The following is a 15,682-nucleotide window of genomic DNA, read 5'->3' as shown; positions in this document are numbered from 1 at the left end:
TCTGGCGAGACTCCTAGAAAGGATTGCCGCAAGCCCAGCGCGGACCGTAGGCACTGATGCGGATCTGCCGGTCTTCAGCGTCGTCCGGTTCATCAAAATCGAGTACGACGGCGGGGCTGCCGCCGGCTTCCGCGGTGTCCGTTGAGCCCGCTGAGCTGGCTGAGTTCACGGTGCTCGCGGTGCTCGTGTTGTTCGCGGTGTTCGTTCCAGCTGCGGCCAGATCAGCTCCGGTGGCGCGCACCAGCGTGATGTCCAGCCGGCTCTCCGCCAGGTGTTCGACCCGGTCGCGGCCCCACTCGACCACGGTCACCGCGCTGTCCATCGTGTTTTCCAGGTCGATATCGTCAATTTCGCCAGACGACTCCAGCCGGTAGGCGTCCACATGCACCAGGTCCGGCCCGTCCCCCAGGCTGGGGTGGACCCGCACCAGCACAAAAGTGGGCGAGATGATGCCGGATCGCACGCCCAGGCCTTCACCCAGCCCCTGGGTGAAAGTGGTCTTTCCTGCCCCGAGTTCCCCGGTCAGGACGATCAGATCCCCCGCCTGCAGCTGTGCACCGATCCGGGCAGCCAGGGCCTGGGTTTCTTCCGCACTGGCTACCGAATACTCCGCTTCCCACATCGGTGTTGGTTCCTCGAGGCCAGTCACTCGCGGTCCCCCGCACCATGGCTGCCGTCCGCAGCGGCGGAGGGCCCGCCGTCGTAATCCCCGCCGTCGTAAGTCCCCGAGTTGCGGTCCGCGCCGTCGTAATTCGCGGTGAAGTCCACGGAAGGCTCCATGCCGGCGGCCGCACCGGTCTCGAGGTCCCGGCCGATGTAGACGCGGGGCACGCGCGGACTGACCCTCGTGACGATCTCATAGTTGATGGTCCCGGCCGCCGCAGCCCAGTCCTCCGCCCCCGGCGCATCCTCGCCTGGGCCGAACAGGATGACTTCCGCGCCGACAAGGTCCTCGGCCTCGGAGGTGCGCAGGTCCACCACGAACTGGTCCATGGCCACCCGGCCCACCACGTCATAGCGCTTGCCGCCGATGGCAACCTGGGCTCCGTTGGCGCTGCGGGGAATGCCGTCGCCATAGCCCATCGGCACCAGGACCAGGGTTGTGGGCTCCTCGGTGTGGTAGCGCAGGCCGTAGGAAACCCCTTGGTGCTCGGGAACGAGTTTGCAGTTAGCCACCCGGGCGCGCAGGGTCATCGCCGGCTTGAGTTTGAGGTCCTCCGCCACCTGCCCCTCAAAAGGTGAAAGACCGTACAAGCCAAGGCCAACGCGCACCAGGTCGAAGTGCGCATCCGGACGGGTCAGGGTCCCGGGCGTGTTGGCCAGATGCCGCACCTCGAGGTCCAGGCCGGCGTTCTCGGCCACCGCCACCGCTTCGCGGAACCTGTCAATCTGCTCATCCGTTTCCGGCCGGTGCGGTTCGTCGGCGACGGCCAGGTGCGAGAAGACCCCGACCACGCGCAGCAGCCCTTCCTCCTGGAACTCCACGGCCCGGCTGACCAGCGGCTCCCATTGGGCAGGCGGGCAGCCGTTGCGGCCCAGCCCGGTATCGATCTTGAGCTGCACGCGCGCCGGCCGTTCCTGCCGCTTGGCCGCCGCCGCCACGTATTCCAGCTCCCAGCCGGAAATGCCCAGATCCACGTTGGCATTGATAGCGGCGTCGAAATCGCTGTCGGGAGTGTGCAGCCAGGCCAGGATCGGGGCGTCGAAGCCGGCCGACCTGAGTTTGAGCGCTTCGGAAATGTGCGCGGTGCCAAGCCAGCTCGCCCCGGCTTCCAAGGCCGCGCGGGCAACCTCAACGGCGCCGTGCCCGTAGCCGTCCGCCTTGACCACGGCCATCACCCGCGCGGGGGCCGCGATCTCGAGGAAATGCCGGACGTTGGCCCGGATGGCGTCCAGGTCAATCACTGCCTGACGGTCATAACTCATGCCTGCTGGAGAACTCACCCGTTCATTCTTTCATCAGCAGCCCGGAATCCGGCTCAAGCCCGTCTCAGACGTCCGAATGCCGCGCCACGGTGGCGGTGGCCCGGCGGACAGCCAGCGGCGGAATCTCGGGGATGATCTTCTCCAGGAAGGCATACCGGCGCAGCCACTGGCCGCGGACTCCCTCGCGAGCGTCGTTCACCCGCTGCCACCAGTCCGCCACGTCGCCCCAGCCGGGTGCCGCCAGCGACCCGCCGAATTGCTGGACAGACAACGCGGCACACAGGTTGGCAAACGCGAGCCGGTCGGCCAGCTTCCATCCGGCCAATGTGCCCATCAGGAACGCCGCGCTGAAACAGTCCCCGGCGCCGGTGGAATCATAGGCCTTCACCGGCAGTGCGGGGACCCAGTCCTCTTCCCCAGTGATCGAATCGATGGCAATCGCCCCGCGCGAACCCAGGGTCACCACGGCCACCGGCACACGGTCCGCGAGGGCATACAGTGCCGCCCACGGATCATCGGTACCTGTGTAGTGCATGGCCTCGGCGTCGTTCGGCAGGAAGGCGTGGAATCTTTCGAGATTGGCCAGGGTGGACTCGGACCACTGCCCGGTAGGGTCCCAGCCAACATCGCCGAAGAGTTTTGTCCCGTTTCCGGCAGCGGCCAGTGCCCACGGTTCCAGTTCGGGCGCCAGCGACGTGATGGCGGCCCGGCACGGCGGCGGATCGCCAACCAGTTCGGATGCGCTGAGCGGGGCGGCGTGGCCATGCGTAATAAACGAACGGTCCCTGCTGGTGGAGAGGGAGACCGTGACCGGCGAATGCCATCCCGGGAAGTTCCGCGACAGCGACAGGTCAACGTACTCCTGCGCGCCGATCGTGTTGCGGTTGAATTCGCCGTACGCGTCGTCCCCGAAAGCCGCGGCCAGTGTGGTGTTCAGGCCCAGCCTGCTGGCGGCAATGGCCTGGTTCGCCACACCCCCGGGGCAGGACCCCATTCCCTCGCTCCACAGTTCTTCCCCCGGCTCCGGCAGGGAGCTGAGACCGGTGAAGATAATGTCCAGAAAGACCGGCCCCGTCAGCAGCAGGTCGAAAGCCGGGCTCTCCGGTGTCCGGCTTGCAGCCAGCGGGTCATATCCGTGTGGTTGGTTGAGGATGTTGGTCATACTGGCACAATACAAGCAGGGGGCTGGCTGTCATTTTTGATCCAGCCGGGTAATTCGTCTCAAAGGGGTGCTGTGGTCAAGCTGGTAATTCTGGGCGGCGGAGGTTTCCGGGTGCCGTTGGTCTACCGGGCGCTTTCCACCGGACCTCATGCGGGGCTCATTGATGAACTGGTGCTGCAGGATACGGACGGCAGCCGGCTGCAGGCCATCGCACGCGTACTCGGCGATCTTCCCCTGCCCGACGGCGCTCAGCCTCCCCGGTTCACGCTGACCGAAAACCTCCAGGACGCTCTTGCCGGAGCGGATGTGGTTTTTTGCGCCATCCGCCCGGGCGGCACTGCCGGCCGAACCGTCGACGAACGCGTTGCGGCGCGGCTGAACATCCTCGGCCAGGAAACCACCGGCGCCGGCGGCATCGCCTATGCGCTTCGGTCCATCCCCGCCGTCCTGGAGATCGGCCGGCAAATGCAGGTGCACTGTCCGGACGCGTGGCTCATCAACTTCACCAATCCCGCGGGCATGGTCACCGAGGCACTGCACAAGATCCTTGGCCCCAAGGTCATCGGCATCTGCGACTCCCCGGTCGCCTTGGTCAGGCGCGCGGCCCAGGCTGTCGGGGTTCCGCTTCAGGAGGGGCGGTTGACCGGGGTTGATTACGTGGGCCTGAACCACTTGGGCTGGCTGCGTGCCCTGAATTACGACGGCGAGGATCGGCTTCCCAAGTTATTGGCCGACGAGCGGGCACTGGCCTCCTTCGAAGAGGGCCGGGTGTTCGGCGCGCCGATGCTTCGCGTGCTCGGAACCGTTCCCAATGAGTACTTGTTCTACTACTACTTCCGGCGCGAAGCGACGCTGGCCATGGCCGGGGCAGCCAGGACCCGCGGCGAGTCCATCCACGATCAGCAGCAGGAGCTCTACGCCAAGCTGCACTCGTCGCCGACGCCGTTCCAGGACTGGGATGCTGTCCGACGGTCGCGCGAAGAGGGCTATCTGGCCGAAGCCCGGCCCGAAGGCGGGTCGCGGGATGAGTGCGATGTGACCGGCGGCGGGTATGAACGAGTGGCGCTCCAGACCATGCGGGGACTGCTCTCCGGGGAACGGACCGAGTTGATCCTGAACGTCCGCAACGGCTCCACGCTGCCGCAGCTTCCTGAGGATGCCGTCATTGAAGTCCCTTCGGAAGTGACGGCCGATGGCGCCCGGCCGCTGCCGGTCAGGCAGCCGCTGACTCTTCACCAGGCCGGCCTGATGGCACAGCTGAAGGCGGTGGAACAGGAGACTATCAAGGCAGCCCATGGAGACCGGGATGCAGCCCTGCGGGCCTTCATGATCCACCCGTTGATCCTGTCGGGCCACGTGGCGAACCGATTGCTGGAGGCCTACGAACAAGCCCACGGCTACAAGTGGGCTTAAGAACGACGTCCCGCCCGCGCAAGGATTCGCGCTCGCAAAGCTGACCGGGAAACGACGCCGGCCGATCGCTTTGGGGCGACCGGCCGGCGTCGTTGTTCATTGTTTCTGCGGTAAGGTCCTCTGGACGGGCATTGCCCGGCTAGCGCGCGTGGTGGGACTCCTGCAGTTCGTAGACCGGAGTCTTCAGACCTTCCATCCGGGCCTTGAGCTGCAGGGCCAGGTAGGTGGAGTAGTGCCGGCTCTGGTGCAGGTTGCCGCCGTGGATCCAGAGGTTCTCCACATTCGTGGGCTTCCACATATTGCGCAGTTCGCCCTCCCAGGGACCCGGATCCTTCGGTGTGTCGGAGCCGTACCCCCAGCACTTGCCCACCTGGTTGGCCACTTCCGGCGACACCAGGTCCGCCAGCCACCCGTTCATTGAGCCGAAGCCGGTGGCGTAGACGATCAGGTCCGCCTCCAGCTCCGTGCCGTCGTCGAGCACCACGGCGTTGCCGGTGATCTTGTCCACCTCCCCGTTGGCCAGTTTGACCCGGCCGTCAATGATCAGCTGGGACGCGCCTACGTCGATGTAGTAGCCGGAGCCGCGCCGCAGGTACTTCACGAACAAGCCGGAACCGTCTTCGCCGAAGTCCAGGTCGAACCCCGCGGCCTCGAGCTGGGAGTAGAAATCGGCATCACGTTCGGCCATCTTCTCGTAGACCGGTTTCTGCGCGTCCGGCAGGATCCGGTACGGCAGCGAGGCGAAGAGCATGTCCGCCTTCTCGGTGGTTACACCGTTGGCCAGAGCCTTTTCCGAGTACAGGTCCCCGAGGCCCAGGTCCATCAGGGACTCGCTGCGGGAGATGTGCGTGGAGGAACGCTGCACCATGGTCACGTCCGCGCCGTGCTCCCACAGGTCGGCACAGATGTCATGCGCCGAATTGTTGGAGCCGATAACCACGGCCTTCTTGCCGGTCCAGTCCCCACCGCCCGGGTGCTGGGAGGAGTGGTGCTGCTGGCCCAGGAAGGAGTCCGCGCCGTCGAACTTCGGGATGTTCGGGTAACCGGAAACACCGAGGGCGAAGACCAGCTGCTTCGGCCGCAAGGTGACCGGTTCGCCGTCGCGTACAACGTCCACGATCCACTCGCCGGCGGCTTCATCGAACTGGGCCTTGGCGCACTCCGTGCCGGACCAGTAGTTCAGCTCCATGATCCGGGTGTAGTGCTCCAGCCAGTCGCCGATCTTGTCCTTCGCGGCGAAGACCGGCCAGTCATCCGGGAACTTCATGTACGGCAGGTGGTCGTACCAGACCGGATCGTGCAGGTGCAGGGACTTGTACCGGTTGCGCCAAGAGTCCCCCGGCCGCTGGTTCTTCTCGATGATGATGGTGGGCACGCCGAGCCGCCGCAGCCGCGCCGCCAGCCCGATCCCGCCCTGCCCGCCGCCGACAATGACGGTATAGGGCTGCTCCTCGTAGCCGAGCCTGGCCTCCTGCTCTTCCTTCAGTTCCAGCCAGGACTTGCGGCCCTTGGTGATGCGGTGCGCTACGCCTTTGTCCCGGTTGGGCCCCTTTTTCTCCTCGAACCCCTTGAGCTCCTGCATCGTGGTCAACAAGGTCCAGCATTTGCCGTCGCGCAGCCGTAAGTGGGCCCAGCCCCGGGCGGCGCCGGTCTCGAAATTAACCCAGGCCTCGGTCGCCGCCGCGTCCCCGGTGGCGTCCTCCGCCAGCTTCCAGCCGGAGGGCTGCACATCGGCCAGCCTGGCTTCGAGCATCCGCCGGATCTCGGCCTTGCCTTCCAGGGTCTTCAGGTTCCAGGTGAAGGAAACAAAGTCCCGCCAGAAGCACTCGTCGTCGAAGAGCTCCAGTGCGCCGTCGATATTTCCGGCCTGCAGCGCTTCGTCCAGATTGTCCAGCCACGCCTGCGCGACGTCGTTCGGTGAATCCGCCATGTCCACTCCTTTGTGTCAATTGCTCGTGTCCTGAGGGTCGCAACAGCTTCGGCGGTACGCGTATGCTGGTGCGAACGTGATCGACATCACCAGTGTCAGCCAGCGGGGGTTGCAACGGCGTTACACAGCGGCCGGATCCCCTTCCCTCCGGCTGGCATCGAACGAAGGAGCCACGGTTGCCTGCAAGCCCGCCCTATCCAAATACGGGTGCCGCCTTGGAGCCTGGGCTGCGTTTCACTGCGCCGCGTGAGTACGCCCGGCTGCTGCGCACCGCACACGAGCAGGTCATCGGTGGGGTCCACCGTCCCGAAATTCCTTCCGTTGTGGTCGACTCGTGGCGGCGTTCCATGGCCTTGGGCATCGACCCGGACCAGCACAGCCCCAGGCATCTGCACGATCCGGCCGACGTCGCCGATCTACGCCGCGGCCACCGTCTCCAGACAACGCTGCCAGCGCTCTCAGACCTGCTGGCCGAAGAAGGTTCTGAAGGCCGCCACCTGCTCATCATTACGGATGCCCAGGGCGAGGTGCTGTGGCGGATCGGCAGTCCCTCGGTGCTGCGCAGGGCTGACTCGCTGGAGTTTATCGAGGGCGCGGACTGGTCCGAGGCCGGCATCGGCACCAACGCCATCAGCCAGGCCCTGACCACGGGCGCTCCGGTCCAGCTGTTCTCTGCCGAGCATCTCGTCCGCACCCACCACGAATGGGCATGCACAGCGGCGCCGATCCGGGATCCGCGAACCGGCCGCATCCTCGGAGTGCTGGATGTTTCCGGACCGTTGGACACGCTGACCACGGACAGTTTGCGCATGGTGCGCTGCGCCGTCCGGGTGGCCGAGGAACTGCTGGCAAAGCACGACGGCGGCGTGCGGGCTACCACTTCCGCCCCACCGGAGCGCCGCAAGGGTTCCCGCCCGCCGACGGCGCCGCAATCATCTGCAGGCGTGAAGCTGGAACTATTGGGCGACAGGCCTGCCGCAGTACTAGCCGATGGCTCGCAGGTTCCGCTGACGTTGCGACGGGCCGAAATCCTGGCACTGTTGGATTCCCGCCGCCAAGGCTGGAGCGCGGACGAGCTTGCGTTCGAGCTCTACGGCGATACAGGAACGCCCTCGACGGTCCGCATAGAAATGCACCGGATCCGAGGTGCGCTCGGCGATGTCGTCGCTTCCACGCCGTACAGGCTGATCGGGCTGACGGAACGGGGATCGGATGCCCGTCAGGTGATGGAACTGCTGCGCCAAGGCAACGTGCGAGAGGCGCTTGATGCCTATGGTGCGCCATTGCTCCCCCGCTCAAGTCTGCTCTGCGTGGAACTCCTGCGCGAGGAACTGAACCTTGCTGTCGGCGCCGCCGTACGCGCCAGCGGCTCAGCCGAACTGATCAGCCGGTGGCTAGCCACGGACATGGGCTCGGGCGATGCCGGCGCCGTTGACGCTCTGGAGCGTCTGCTCGGCCCTTCGCATCCCCGATGCTCTACCTTCCGTGCTCGGATCGAATTACTGGATCGAACTCTCCGCAGCTGACCGGTGAGATCGCCAAAGGCTTCGAAGAGGAGTCCGCGTCCGCGTCCGACAGCATCTGACAGATCCTGTCCCGAGCCAACTCCCGCCGCTTCCCCATTGGTCAGAATGGTGGTTCTTTTTCGTCGTCGGGTGGTTCCGGTGGTGGTGGTCTTTTGCGTTTGAGGCGGCGGCGGAAGTCGTCGGGCAGCGTATCGAGGACCCGGTCGGTGAAGGAGGGCGGTCCGGCGCCGGTATCGCCGGGTCTGGTGGTGTAGGTCTGGTTCCCGGGCGGGGTGGTAGTGAATTCGCCGGGCCTGGTCTGGGTGACTTTGGGCTGCTTAGCGAATTTCGGACAGCGGAATTAGCGGTTTCCTATGCGGCCAGGGCTGGCTGCTGGTAACTGTAGTGGACGTCGTTGGGGTACCGGTAATAGAGTGCGGAGTGCCTTCTGCGGGAGTTGTAAAAGCCCTCGATGTAGCGGATGACGTCCCTGCGAGCCTGGGTCTTCGTCGCGTAGACCGTGCGATAAACACGCTCGTTTTTCAGCGCGGAAAAGAAGGATTCGGCCATCGCGTTATCCCAACAGACCCCGGTCCGGCCCATCGAGGACCGCATGCCTAGTTCGGTGACCAGGGCGCGGAACGAGGCGGAGGTGTATTGGCTGCCGCGGTCCGAATGCCAGATCGCACCGGGCTCGATCACGCTCGTCTCGGCGGCGTTACGCAGGGCGGTCTCGACCAGCTCCGCACGCATGTGGTCGGCGACGGCCCAGCCCACGACTTTCTTGGAGTAGCAGTCGATGACGGTGGCGAGATAGACGAAGCCCTGCCAGGTATGGATATACGTGATGTCGCCGACGAACTTGGTCCCGGGCCGGTCCGCGGTGAAGTCCCTCTTCATCAGATCCGGGATCTTCGCCGCCGCGTCGGCATCGGCCTCGGTCGTGGTCCTGAACGGGCGCGGCTGGCACGGGATGAGGTTCTCATCGCGCATGATCTGGCGCACCAGCTCCGGTGAACAACCGGTGCCCTCGTCGGCCAGGTCGGCGTGGATCCGCCGGTAGCCGTAGGTGCCGTCGGATGTTGTGAAGAAGTGCCGCACGCGGGCGGTGAGCGCCTGCCGGCGGGCCGCGGTGGCTGAGAGCGGGCGGGAGAGCCAGTTATAGAAACCGGACGCGGAAACGCCAAGCCACCGGCACATCTCCACCACCGGACTGGTGCCGGCTGGGTCGTTGCGCTGGGAGTCGATGAATTCATACTTCGCCACTACCGTGGCTCCCGTGCAAAGTATGCGGCGGCTTTTTTTAGGAATGCGGCTTCGGCTTTCAACTCGCGGTTTTCCCGTTCGAGTTCCTTGAGCCGGGCACGTTCGGAAACGTTCAGGGCCTCGTCCTCATCGGGCACGTTTCCTGCGTTACGGTATTTCTTCAGCCAGGTCCGCAGAGTCTCGGCCCCGACGCCGTTCTCCTCGGCAACGGATTTGATCGTCTTGGAGGTTGTGATGACCTCCTGGCACAGATCGTCCTTGAATTCCTGGGTGAACCGTCGTTGTGATGCAGACATTCTGCACGTTCCTCATTTCAGTAGTCCCTCTAATTTTATGAGGGTCCACTGTCCGAAATCCCTAGGCTCCCCACTTTCCGGCGAGGGATTTGAGCCGGTGGTCCGACCCGCAGCGCGGGCCGAGGTTGCCGAAATCCGTCCGGCCGTGCCCGCCGTTCGCGTGGTAATCGATGGTGTGGTCCAGGTCGCAGTCCTTCGCCGGGACATGGCAGCCCGGCGCCGTGCAGGTGGTGTCGCGGTGCCGGACCGCGCGGGCCAGGTCCGCCGGCGGCCGGTACACCGTTTTGCCGTAGGAAAGGATCGTCCCGGTCTCGGGATGCGTCAGGATCCGGTAGAACGACGTGGCGCCCTCGCAGAGTTTCCGGGCGGCGCCGGCGGGAATCGGCCCGTACCCGTCCAGGGTGGCCGGTTCCTCGTCCAGGCCCATCAGCGTGAACACCGGCACGGTCAGCGCGACCTCGGGCCGGATCCCGGCCGCGGGCCCGGCCTCCATCCCCGCGTGCAGGAGCAGCTCGCTGAACACGTCCGCGCGCAGCTGCCCCACCGTGCGGGTCTCCGCCGCGGTCTGCAGGCCCCGCGCGGCCTGGGTGAGGCGGTCGTACGCGGCATAGGCTTCCTCGGCGGGCAGGTACGCGCCCAGGAACGCCATCCCGTCATCCGCCGGCTCCAGATACACGCTCCGGCACTTTTCCTGCCGTTCGCGGCGCACGGTGATGGTTTCCGGATTCAGTTTCTCGCGCTGCTTCCGCGCCGCGTACTGCAGCTCGCCCGGCGTTTTATCCGGCGCCTCCCCCAGCAGCGCCTGCTCGAATCCGGGTTTCGCCTCGTCCGGGAGGGTGTCGCCCTGCCGGGTGATCACGCCCGCGTGTTCCAGGTCCAGCTCCCCGGCGGTGAGCGCGGCCAGCGTGCCCGGGTAGTGTTCGCACAGCTCCTGCGCGGTCTCGTACCGGCCGCGGGCCTGCTTCTCCGTGATCCGGTACAGGCAGGCCAGTTCCTTGATCACGGACTGCTCGGCCAGCTCTTCCAGCCCGGCCCGGCCCGGCGACGGTGTGCCCGGTTCCGGCGGCGGCAGCTCTTCGACGGCGGTTTGCCCGATCCGGTGGGTCAGGCGCACCAGGCCCGCGTCCAGCCACGCCGCCAGCCGCCGCCCCGCGGCCAGCTGCTCCACCGCCGACCGGTAATCCAGTCCCTCATACCCCGGCACCCCGGCATCGGCATCGGCATCGGCAACCAGAACGGTGCCCGCAGCGGCGACCGCGGCCCCGGCGTCGGCCGCGCCAGCGGCGGCAGTACCGGCAGTGTTCACCGCGTTGCTGCTGCCGTTGCTGGCGGTGGCGGTCTTAGCCTCGGCCGCATCACCGGCGTTGGCTGCATCGCCGGGGTTGGTGTTGTTGGCGGTGGCGGTTGCGGTGGCGGTGGCGTGGCGTGGAAGAGTTTGAACCAGTCGGCCGGGGTGCCGGCGGTGATCCGGCGGAGGCGTTCGGCGTAATACTCCCCGTGCGTTTCGGTGAACAGGTCCCCGGGCAGCCCCTCGAGGTCTTCGGCGGGCCCCCAGCTGGCGGGGAACGGGCCGGACGGCGGCCAACTGGCCCAGGCTTCCTCGCGCTCCCAGGCCGCGAAGTCATCGAGGCCGGCGCTGGCACCCAGATGCTCCGGCTCCCCGACCCGGGCCGGGACCTCCTGCCCGGCCAGCGGGTCCTCGCCGTAGGACTCCAGCGTCGGCGGGTCCAGGACCGGGCCGCGGGCCTCTGCGTAGATCTCCTCCATGTAACCGGCCATCGTCGCGTGCTTGGGCGGTTTGCCGGCCGCAATGTATTCGCGGGCGTGTGCCAGGCCGCGTTTGCGGTCCTGCGCAGCATGCAGGTCCAGGCGCTCCAACGCCTTGCGCAGCGCTTCCTGCCGCTGCTCGGCGGTCGTGGGCCGGCCCTGCTGAAGGCAGCGCACTGTAAACCCGTGCGCCGTGAGCCCCTGCGCCCCGGACTCCTGCCCCGCGGACTCCTGTCCGGGGGCCGGGGAACCGGAAACCGGTGCCGAACGCTCTTCCGCTGCCATGACTTCAGTCCATCATCCGGCTGTGACAATACGGACGCTTATTCACAGCGTCTGACGGGTTCCACGGATTCTCTTCAAAATTCTTTTCCACACCGGTTTTCCCGAGCCCGGCAGGCAGGACTCCGGCAGGAACATGCAGTCGCGTAGAAGTGCAGTTTGCAGCTAAAGACCGCTGAGGTCGCGAAAGGCTTCGCGGATGGCTACCTCATGGGCGACGGCGTGGAATCTGAACATCGTTTCAGTGTCCGCTACCAGCCGTTCATTACACTCCCGAAAGAGTTCCTCATTAACACGCCTCTGCAAAACCTCCAGATCAGGCTCGGACAGGGTTGAAAGATCTTTCGGAAACTCGTCCGATGGTTTCAAAGCAGAGAACGGCATGTCAGATCCCTTCTCCAGCTACCCCAAGCTGGGCCTCCTCAATGAATTCGGCGAAACGGCTGCTACCGCATCGACTTCTCCATTTGACCGCCGTTCCATCAAACTGGCAATAGTCGGCGCAGGGGAAATACCCAGAGCCTCGGACAAAGCCGGCAGTAGCTGAAAAGGCACCGCCCGGAACGTCTGGCGGACAGGTTCGTAGACGTTCCAGCCAGCGCCATGCAAAGGTGGTGCCATGCAATCCGAAGACGACGTCCGCCGCATCTGCCTGTCATTTCCGGGAGTCACCGAGAGACTCAGCTGGGGCAATCCGGCATGGTTTGCGCGAACGTTAATGGCCCGCATTTGGGAGGAGGGCGTGCTCACGGTCAAGACCCGGGAACGCGACGCCCTCGCCGGCACATCCCCGGATACGTTCTTCTGGACACCGCATCATGAACGCTCGCCCGAGCTGGTGCTGGTGCGGCTGGAGCAGATCTCCGCTGAGGAGCTGACCGAGCTTCTGGATGATTCCTACCGCATCGCAGGCACGGTCAGGAAAGCCCGCTAATCCAGCTTCCGGTGCATGACATGCAGCCCCACCAGCCCCTCAACGGGATGGTCAAAGGCGTCCGGAATAGTCGCCAGGATTTCGAAGCCCAATGATTGCCACAGCCGAACTGCCCTGACATTGGAAGCAACGACGGCGTTGAACACCATGGCGCGGTAGCCGTCTGCCCGTGCCTGCTCCAGAACGTGCTCGGCCAACACCCTCGCGATACCTTTGCCGCCGTGGTCCGGGTGCACCATGAACCCGGCATTAGCAACCCCGGCCGCAGCACCGCCATAGTTCGGGTGGACCTCGGCAGTCCCGGTGACTGCACCGCCGTCGTCAATTGCTACAAAGGTGCGGCCCCGGCCGGACAGATGCAGCCACTTCGCGCGAAGCGACTCTTCCGAGCTGTCGGGGTCCAACGTGTAGGTCTCCCCCGCCCGGATGATCGGTTCCATAACGGACCAGATGCCGGGCCAATCGTCAGCCGTGGCGTCGCGAATGTGCATAGTGCTCCTCATCTCCAGGCGAGCCTGCCGGAAGGTTGCAACGGCGGGCGGAAATCCCCGTCCGCCGTGCAAGCGATGCCAGCTTGCGGTTAGCGGACGCTTGCTTCCTCAAGCGTATCCGTGGCGCCGTCGGCAGGGGCGGCGGCAGGACCGCCCGAAACCAGCTTCGCCCCTTCGACATCGACGTCCGGCAGGATCTTGTCCAGCCAGTTCGGCATCCACCACGCGGACTTGCCCAGCAAATGCATGGCCGCGGGGATCAGCGTCATGCGCACCACGAACGCATCCAGCAGCACACCCAGCGCCAGAGCGAACCCGATGGGCCGGACCATGGTCAGGTGGGAGAAGATGAAGCCGGCGAACACGGAAACCATAATGATCGCGGCGGCCGTGACCACCTTGGCTCCGTGGTTGAAGCCACTGACCACCGCGGTCCGCGCATCCTCGCCGTGGGCGAAGGATTCGCGCATTCCCGAGACCAGGAACATCTGGTAGTCCATCGCCAGGCCGAAGAGCACGCCGATCAGGATCATCGGCAGGAAGCTCAGGATCGGGCCGGGATGGTGGACGCCGAATACCTCGCTCAGCCAGCCCCACTGGTAGATCGCCACGACGGCGCCGAAGCTCGCCCCGAGCGACAGCAGGAAACCGGCGGTAGCCAGCAGCGGCACCAGAATGGAGCGGAAGACCAGCAGCAGCAGGATCAGCGAGAGCCCGATGACAATGGCCAGGTAGACCGGCATGGCGTCGGCAAGCTTGTCCGAGACGTCGATCTGCATGGCGGGCTGGCCGGTCAGCGAAACCCCGACGCCGGTGCTCGCCTCAAGCGCGCCGGCTTCGGCCCGCAGGTTATGGACCAGGTCCTCGGTGCTCTGCGCCGCCGGGCCCTCCTCCGGGATGACCTGCAGCACGGCGGTGCGGCCGTCCTCGCTGGTGCCGGTAGGCACCGCGGCGGAGACGTAGTCCATGGCGCGCAGTTCCTGCGACAGCTCCAGCAGGGCCTCGTCCTTGGCTGTGCCTTCAAGGCCTTCCGGCAGATCCGCCACGATGATCAGCGGACCGTTGATGCCTTCGCCGAAGTTCTCGCCGAGCTGCGTGTAGGCCTGGTATGCCGTGGAGTCCGCGGGTTCGGAGCTGCCGTCGGGCAGGCCCAGCCGCAGTTCGGCGGCGGGAACCGCCATGAGTCCAAGAATGGCGACGCCGGCCACCAAGGACAGCCACGGATGACGGGTGACGGCCTTGCCCCAGCTGCGTTTGGGATCGTTGTGGAACTCGGGCGCCGCCGTCGTTGTTTGAACGGTTTTTTCACTGGCGGGGCCGCTCATTCCGGCCTTGGCCCAGGCCCGCTTGGACAGGATCCGCTTGCCCATGATCGAGAGCATGGCCGGGGTCAGCGTCAAAGCAACGACGACGGCGACCGCCACCGTTGCGGCGCCTGCGAGTCCCAGCACGGCCAGGAACGGGATGCCCGGGACCGCGAGCGCGGCGAGGGCGATGATCACGGTCAGGCCCGCGAAGAGCACCGCGTTGCCGGAGGTGCCGGTGGCGCGGCCGATCGATTCGACCAACGGGACGCCGGAGAGCAGCTGCGTGCGGTGGCGGTTGACGATGAACAGCGAGTAGTCGATGCCTACGGCCAGGCCGAGCATCAGGGCCAGAACCGGCGAGATGGAGCTCATTTCGACGACTCCGCTGAGCGCCATGGTACCGCCGACGCCAACACCGACGCCGATCACCGCCATCAGCAGCGGCAGCCCGGCTGCGATAAGCGTGCCGAGCATGAGGATCAACACGGCTGCGGCGACGGCGATACCGATGATCTCCGCGGCGCCGAAGAGCTGCGAAATGTCCTCGACGATGTCCTTGCTGTACTCCGCCTGCAGACCCGGGACGAGGCCGGCCTCAGTGATCTGCTGGACCTGGTCGCGGTCGGACTTGGCGACCTCCATCATGGGTTGTTCGAACTGGACCTGGACGAAGGCGGCCGAACCGTCCTCGGAAACGAAGCGCAGGCCTTCGGAGGACTGCTGCTGCAGTTTCGCTGCTTCAAGCTCGGCGACGCCGGACTCGTACTCCGCGCGGCCGTCTTCCAGCTGCTGCTCGGCTTCGGCCAACTGGGCCTGGGCCGCTTCCAGCTGTGCGCGCTGCGGCTCCAGCTGGGCGCGGGCCTGCTCCGCCATGGCGGTTTGACCGGCCGCCTCGAGCTGCTGGATCTGCGCCTCGGCGGTCTCGATTTGCTGCTGGGCCGGTGCAAGCTGAGCCTTGCCGGCGTCCAGCTCGGTCTGGCCAGCCTCCAGCTGCTGCTTGGCTGCGTCCAGCTCGGCTTCGCCGTCGTCAATCATTTCCGGTGCATCGTCCAGGGAGGTCTGTAGGGCGAGTGGATCGGTGGCGCTCTTGACGGCGTCGTTGTCCGTCAGTTCTTGGGAGATCGCGGTGATGGCGTCTTCCTGCTCGGCGGTGAAGGCTGCGCCGTCCTCGGTGGTGAAGACAATCGTGCCGAGGCCACCCGAGGCCTCCGGCATCTTCTCCTTGAGCTCATCCAGCACGCCCTGCGCAGGGGTGCCGGGGATGGTGAAGCTGTTGGACAGCGTGCCGCTGAACGCAACGAGGGAACCGCCGACGGCCACCATGATGGCGAGCCAGGCCGAGACGAACCACCACCGCTTGCGGGCGGCGAACTTGCCAAGGGAATACAGCAACGAGGCCATGC

At 66.0% G+C, this 15,682-nt stretch carries 13 protein-coding genes; 3 read left to right on the top strand and 10 right to left on the bottom strand.

Annotated elements, in window-relative coordinates; all coding sequences use genetic code 11:
* Positions 1-13 precede the first annotated feature (13 nt).
* The 3 genes from tsaE to AC3A4M_RS01655 all read right to left on the bottom strand — a co-directional run bounded on the left by tsaE (position 14) and on the right by AC3A4M_RS01655 (position 3,088).
* A complete protein-coding gene (gene tsaE / locus AC3A4M_RS01665) occupies positions 14-622 on the bottom strand; it encodes a tRNA (adenosine(37)-N6)-threonylcarbamoyltransferase complex ATPase subunit type 1 TsaE (RefSeq protein WP_498734076.1) in 609 nt (202 codons plus the stop codon).
* Positions 623-645: 23 nt separating this feature from the next.
* Positions 646-1,926, bottom strand: coding sequence for an alanine racemase (gene alr, locus AC3A4M_RS01660; protein WP_498734075.1), 1,281 nt, complete (start codon positions 1,924-1,926; stop codon positions 646-648).
* Positions 1,927-1,990: 64 nt separating this feature from the next.
* Positions 1,991-3,088: a carbohydrate kinase family protein gene (locus tag AC3A4M_RS01655; protein WP_498733473.1), complete on the bottom strand. Its 1,098-nt coding sequence runs from the start codon at positions 3,086-3,088 to the stop codon at positions 1,991-1,993.
* A gap of 72 nt (positions 3,089-3,160) precedes the next feature.
* Here AC3A4M_RS01655 and AC3A4M_RS01650 point away from each other — a divergent pair, with 72 nt between their 5' ends.
* Positions 3,161-4,501, top strand: a complete 1,341-nt coding sequence (locus tag AC3A4M_RS01650) for a family 4 glycosyl hydrolase (RefSeq protein ID WP_498731168.1) — start codon at positions 3,161-3,163, stop codon at positions 4,499-4,501.
* Between the two features lie 139 nt (positions 4,502-4,640).
* Here AC3A4M_RS01650 and AC3A4M_RS01645 read toward each other — a convergent pair whose 3' ends face one another.
* Positions 4,641-6,431 carry an NAD(P)-binding domain-containing protein gene (locus AC3A4M_RS01645; protein WP_498733471.1) on the bottom strand — a complete coding sequence of 597 codons (1,791 nt, stop codon included), beginning with the start codon at positions 6,429-6,431 and terminating at the stop codon, positions 4,641-4,643.
* A 176-nt stretch (positions 6,432-6,607) separates the two neighbouring features.
* Here AC3A4M_RS01645 and AC3A4M_RS01640 point away from each other — a divergent pair, with 176 nt between their 5' ends.
* Entirely contained in the window at positions 6,608-7,957 is a 1,350-nt protein-coding gene (locus AC3A4M_RS01640; protein WP_498733469.1) for a GAF domain-containing protein, read from the top strand.
* Positions 7,958-8,308: 351 nt separating this feature from the next.
* On the opposite strand, the gene AC3A4M_RS01635 is transcribed toward AC3A4M_RS01640, so the two are convergent.
* From AC3A4M_RS01635 to AC3A4M_RS01620, 4 genes are all read right to left on the bottom strand, one after another.
* A protein-coding gene (locus AC3A4M_RS01635) for an IS3 family transposase (RefSeq protein WP_498733467.1) occupies positions 8,309-9,498 on the bottom strand; the annotation gives its coding sequence in 2 pieces (ribosomal slippage) (positions 8,309-9,231 and positions 9,231-9,498; 1,191 coding nt in all).
* A 61-nt stretch (positions 9,499-9,559) separates the two neighbouring features.
* Positions 9,560-10,804, bottom strand: a complete 1,245-nt coding sequence (locus AC3A4M_RS01630) for an HNH endonuclease signature motif containing protein (protein WP_498733465.1) — start codon at positions 10,802-10,804, stop codon at positions 9,560-9,562.
* Entirely contained in the window at positions 10,801-11,550 is a 750-nt protein-coding gene (locus tag AC3A4M_RS01625) for a hypothetical protein (protein WP_498733463.1), read from the bottom strand. The genes AC3A4M_RS01630 and AC3A4M_RS01625 overlap by 4 nt, the downstream gene beginning before the upstream one ends.
* Positions 11,551-11,712: 162 nt before the next feature.
* Positions 11,713-11,931, bottom strand: coding sequence for a hypothetical protein (locus tag AC3A4M_RS01620; RefSeq protein ID WP_498733461.1), 219 nt, complete (start codon positions 11,929-11,931; stop codon positions 11,713-11,715).
* A gap of 235 nt (positions 11,932-12,166) precedes the next feature.
* On the opposite strand from AC3A4M_RS01620, the gene AC3A4M_RS01615 reads away from it, so the two are divergent.
* Entirely contained in the window at positions 12,167-12,481 is a 315-nt protein-coding gene (locus AC3A4M_RS01615) for an MmcQ/YjbR family DNA-binding protein (protein WP_498733459.1), read from the top strand.
* On the opposite strand, the gene AC3A4M_RS01610 is transcribed toward AC3A4M_RS01615, so the two are convergent.
* Both AC3A4M_RS01610 and AC3A4M_RS01605 read right to left on the bottom strand, forming a co-directional pair.
* Entirely contained in the window at positions 12,478-12,972 is a 495-nt protein-coding gene (locus AC3A4M_RS01610; RefSeq protein WP_498733457.1) for a GNAT family N-acetyltransferase, read from the bottom strand. The two genes, AC3A4M_RS01615 and AC3A4M_RS01610, sit on opposite strands and share 4 nt — an antisense overlap.
* A gap of 89 nt (positions 12,973-13,061) precedes the next feature.
* Positions 13,062-15,680, bottom strand: coding sequence for an MMPL family transporter (locus AC3A4M_RS01605; protein ID WP_498733455.1), 2,619 nt, complete (start codon positions 15,678-15,680; stop codon positions 13,062-13,064).
* Positions 15,681-15,682 lie beyond the last annotated feature (2 nt).

This window comes from Arthrobacter sp. Soil_C_60 (genome assembly GCF_057656375.1).
This window is presented reverse-complemented; position numbering and strand designations above follow the sequence as displayed.

Bases quoted from the DNA above. Each gene is read 5' to 3' on its own strand.
- AC3A4M_RS01615 (WP_498733459.1), top strand. From the start codon at position 12,167: ATGCAATCCGAAGACGACGTCCGCCGCATCTGCCTGTCATTTCCGGGA.
- AC3A4M_RS01625 (WP_498733463.1), bottom strand. From the start codon at position 11,550: ATGGCAGCGGAAGAGCGTTCGGCACCGGTTTCCGGTTCCCCGGCCCCC.
- AC3A4M_RS01620 (WP_498733461.1), bottom strand. From the start codon at position 11,931: ATGCCGTTCTCTGCTTTGAAACCATCGGACGAGTTTCCGAAAGATCTT.
- AC3A4M_RS01610 (WP_498733457.1), bottom strand. From the start codon at position 12,972: ATGCACATTCGCGACGCCACGGCTGACGATTGGCCCGGCATCTGGTCC.
- AC3A4M_RS01645 (WP_498733471.1), bottom strand. From the start codon at position 6,431: ATGGCGGATTCACCGAACGACGTCGCGCAGGCGTGGCTGGACAATCTG.
- tsaE (WP_498734076.1), bottom strand. From the start codon at position 622: ATGTGGGAAGCGGAGTATTCGGTAGCCAGTGCGGAAGAAACCCAGGCC.
- alr (WP_498734075.1), bottom strand. From the start codon at position 1,926: ATGAGTTATGACCGTCAGGCAGTGATTGACCTGGACGCCATCCGGGCC.
- AC3A4M_RS01655 (WP_498733473.1), bottom strand. From the start codon at position 3,088: ATGACCAACATCCTCAACCAACCACACGGATATGACCCGCTGGCTGCA.
- AC3A4M_RS01605 (WP_498733455.1), bottom strand. From the start codon at position 15,680: ATGGCCTCGTTGCTGTATTCCCTTGGCAAGTTCGCCGCCCGCAAGCGG.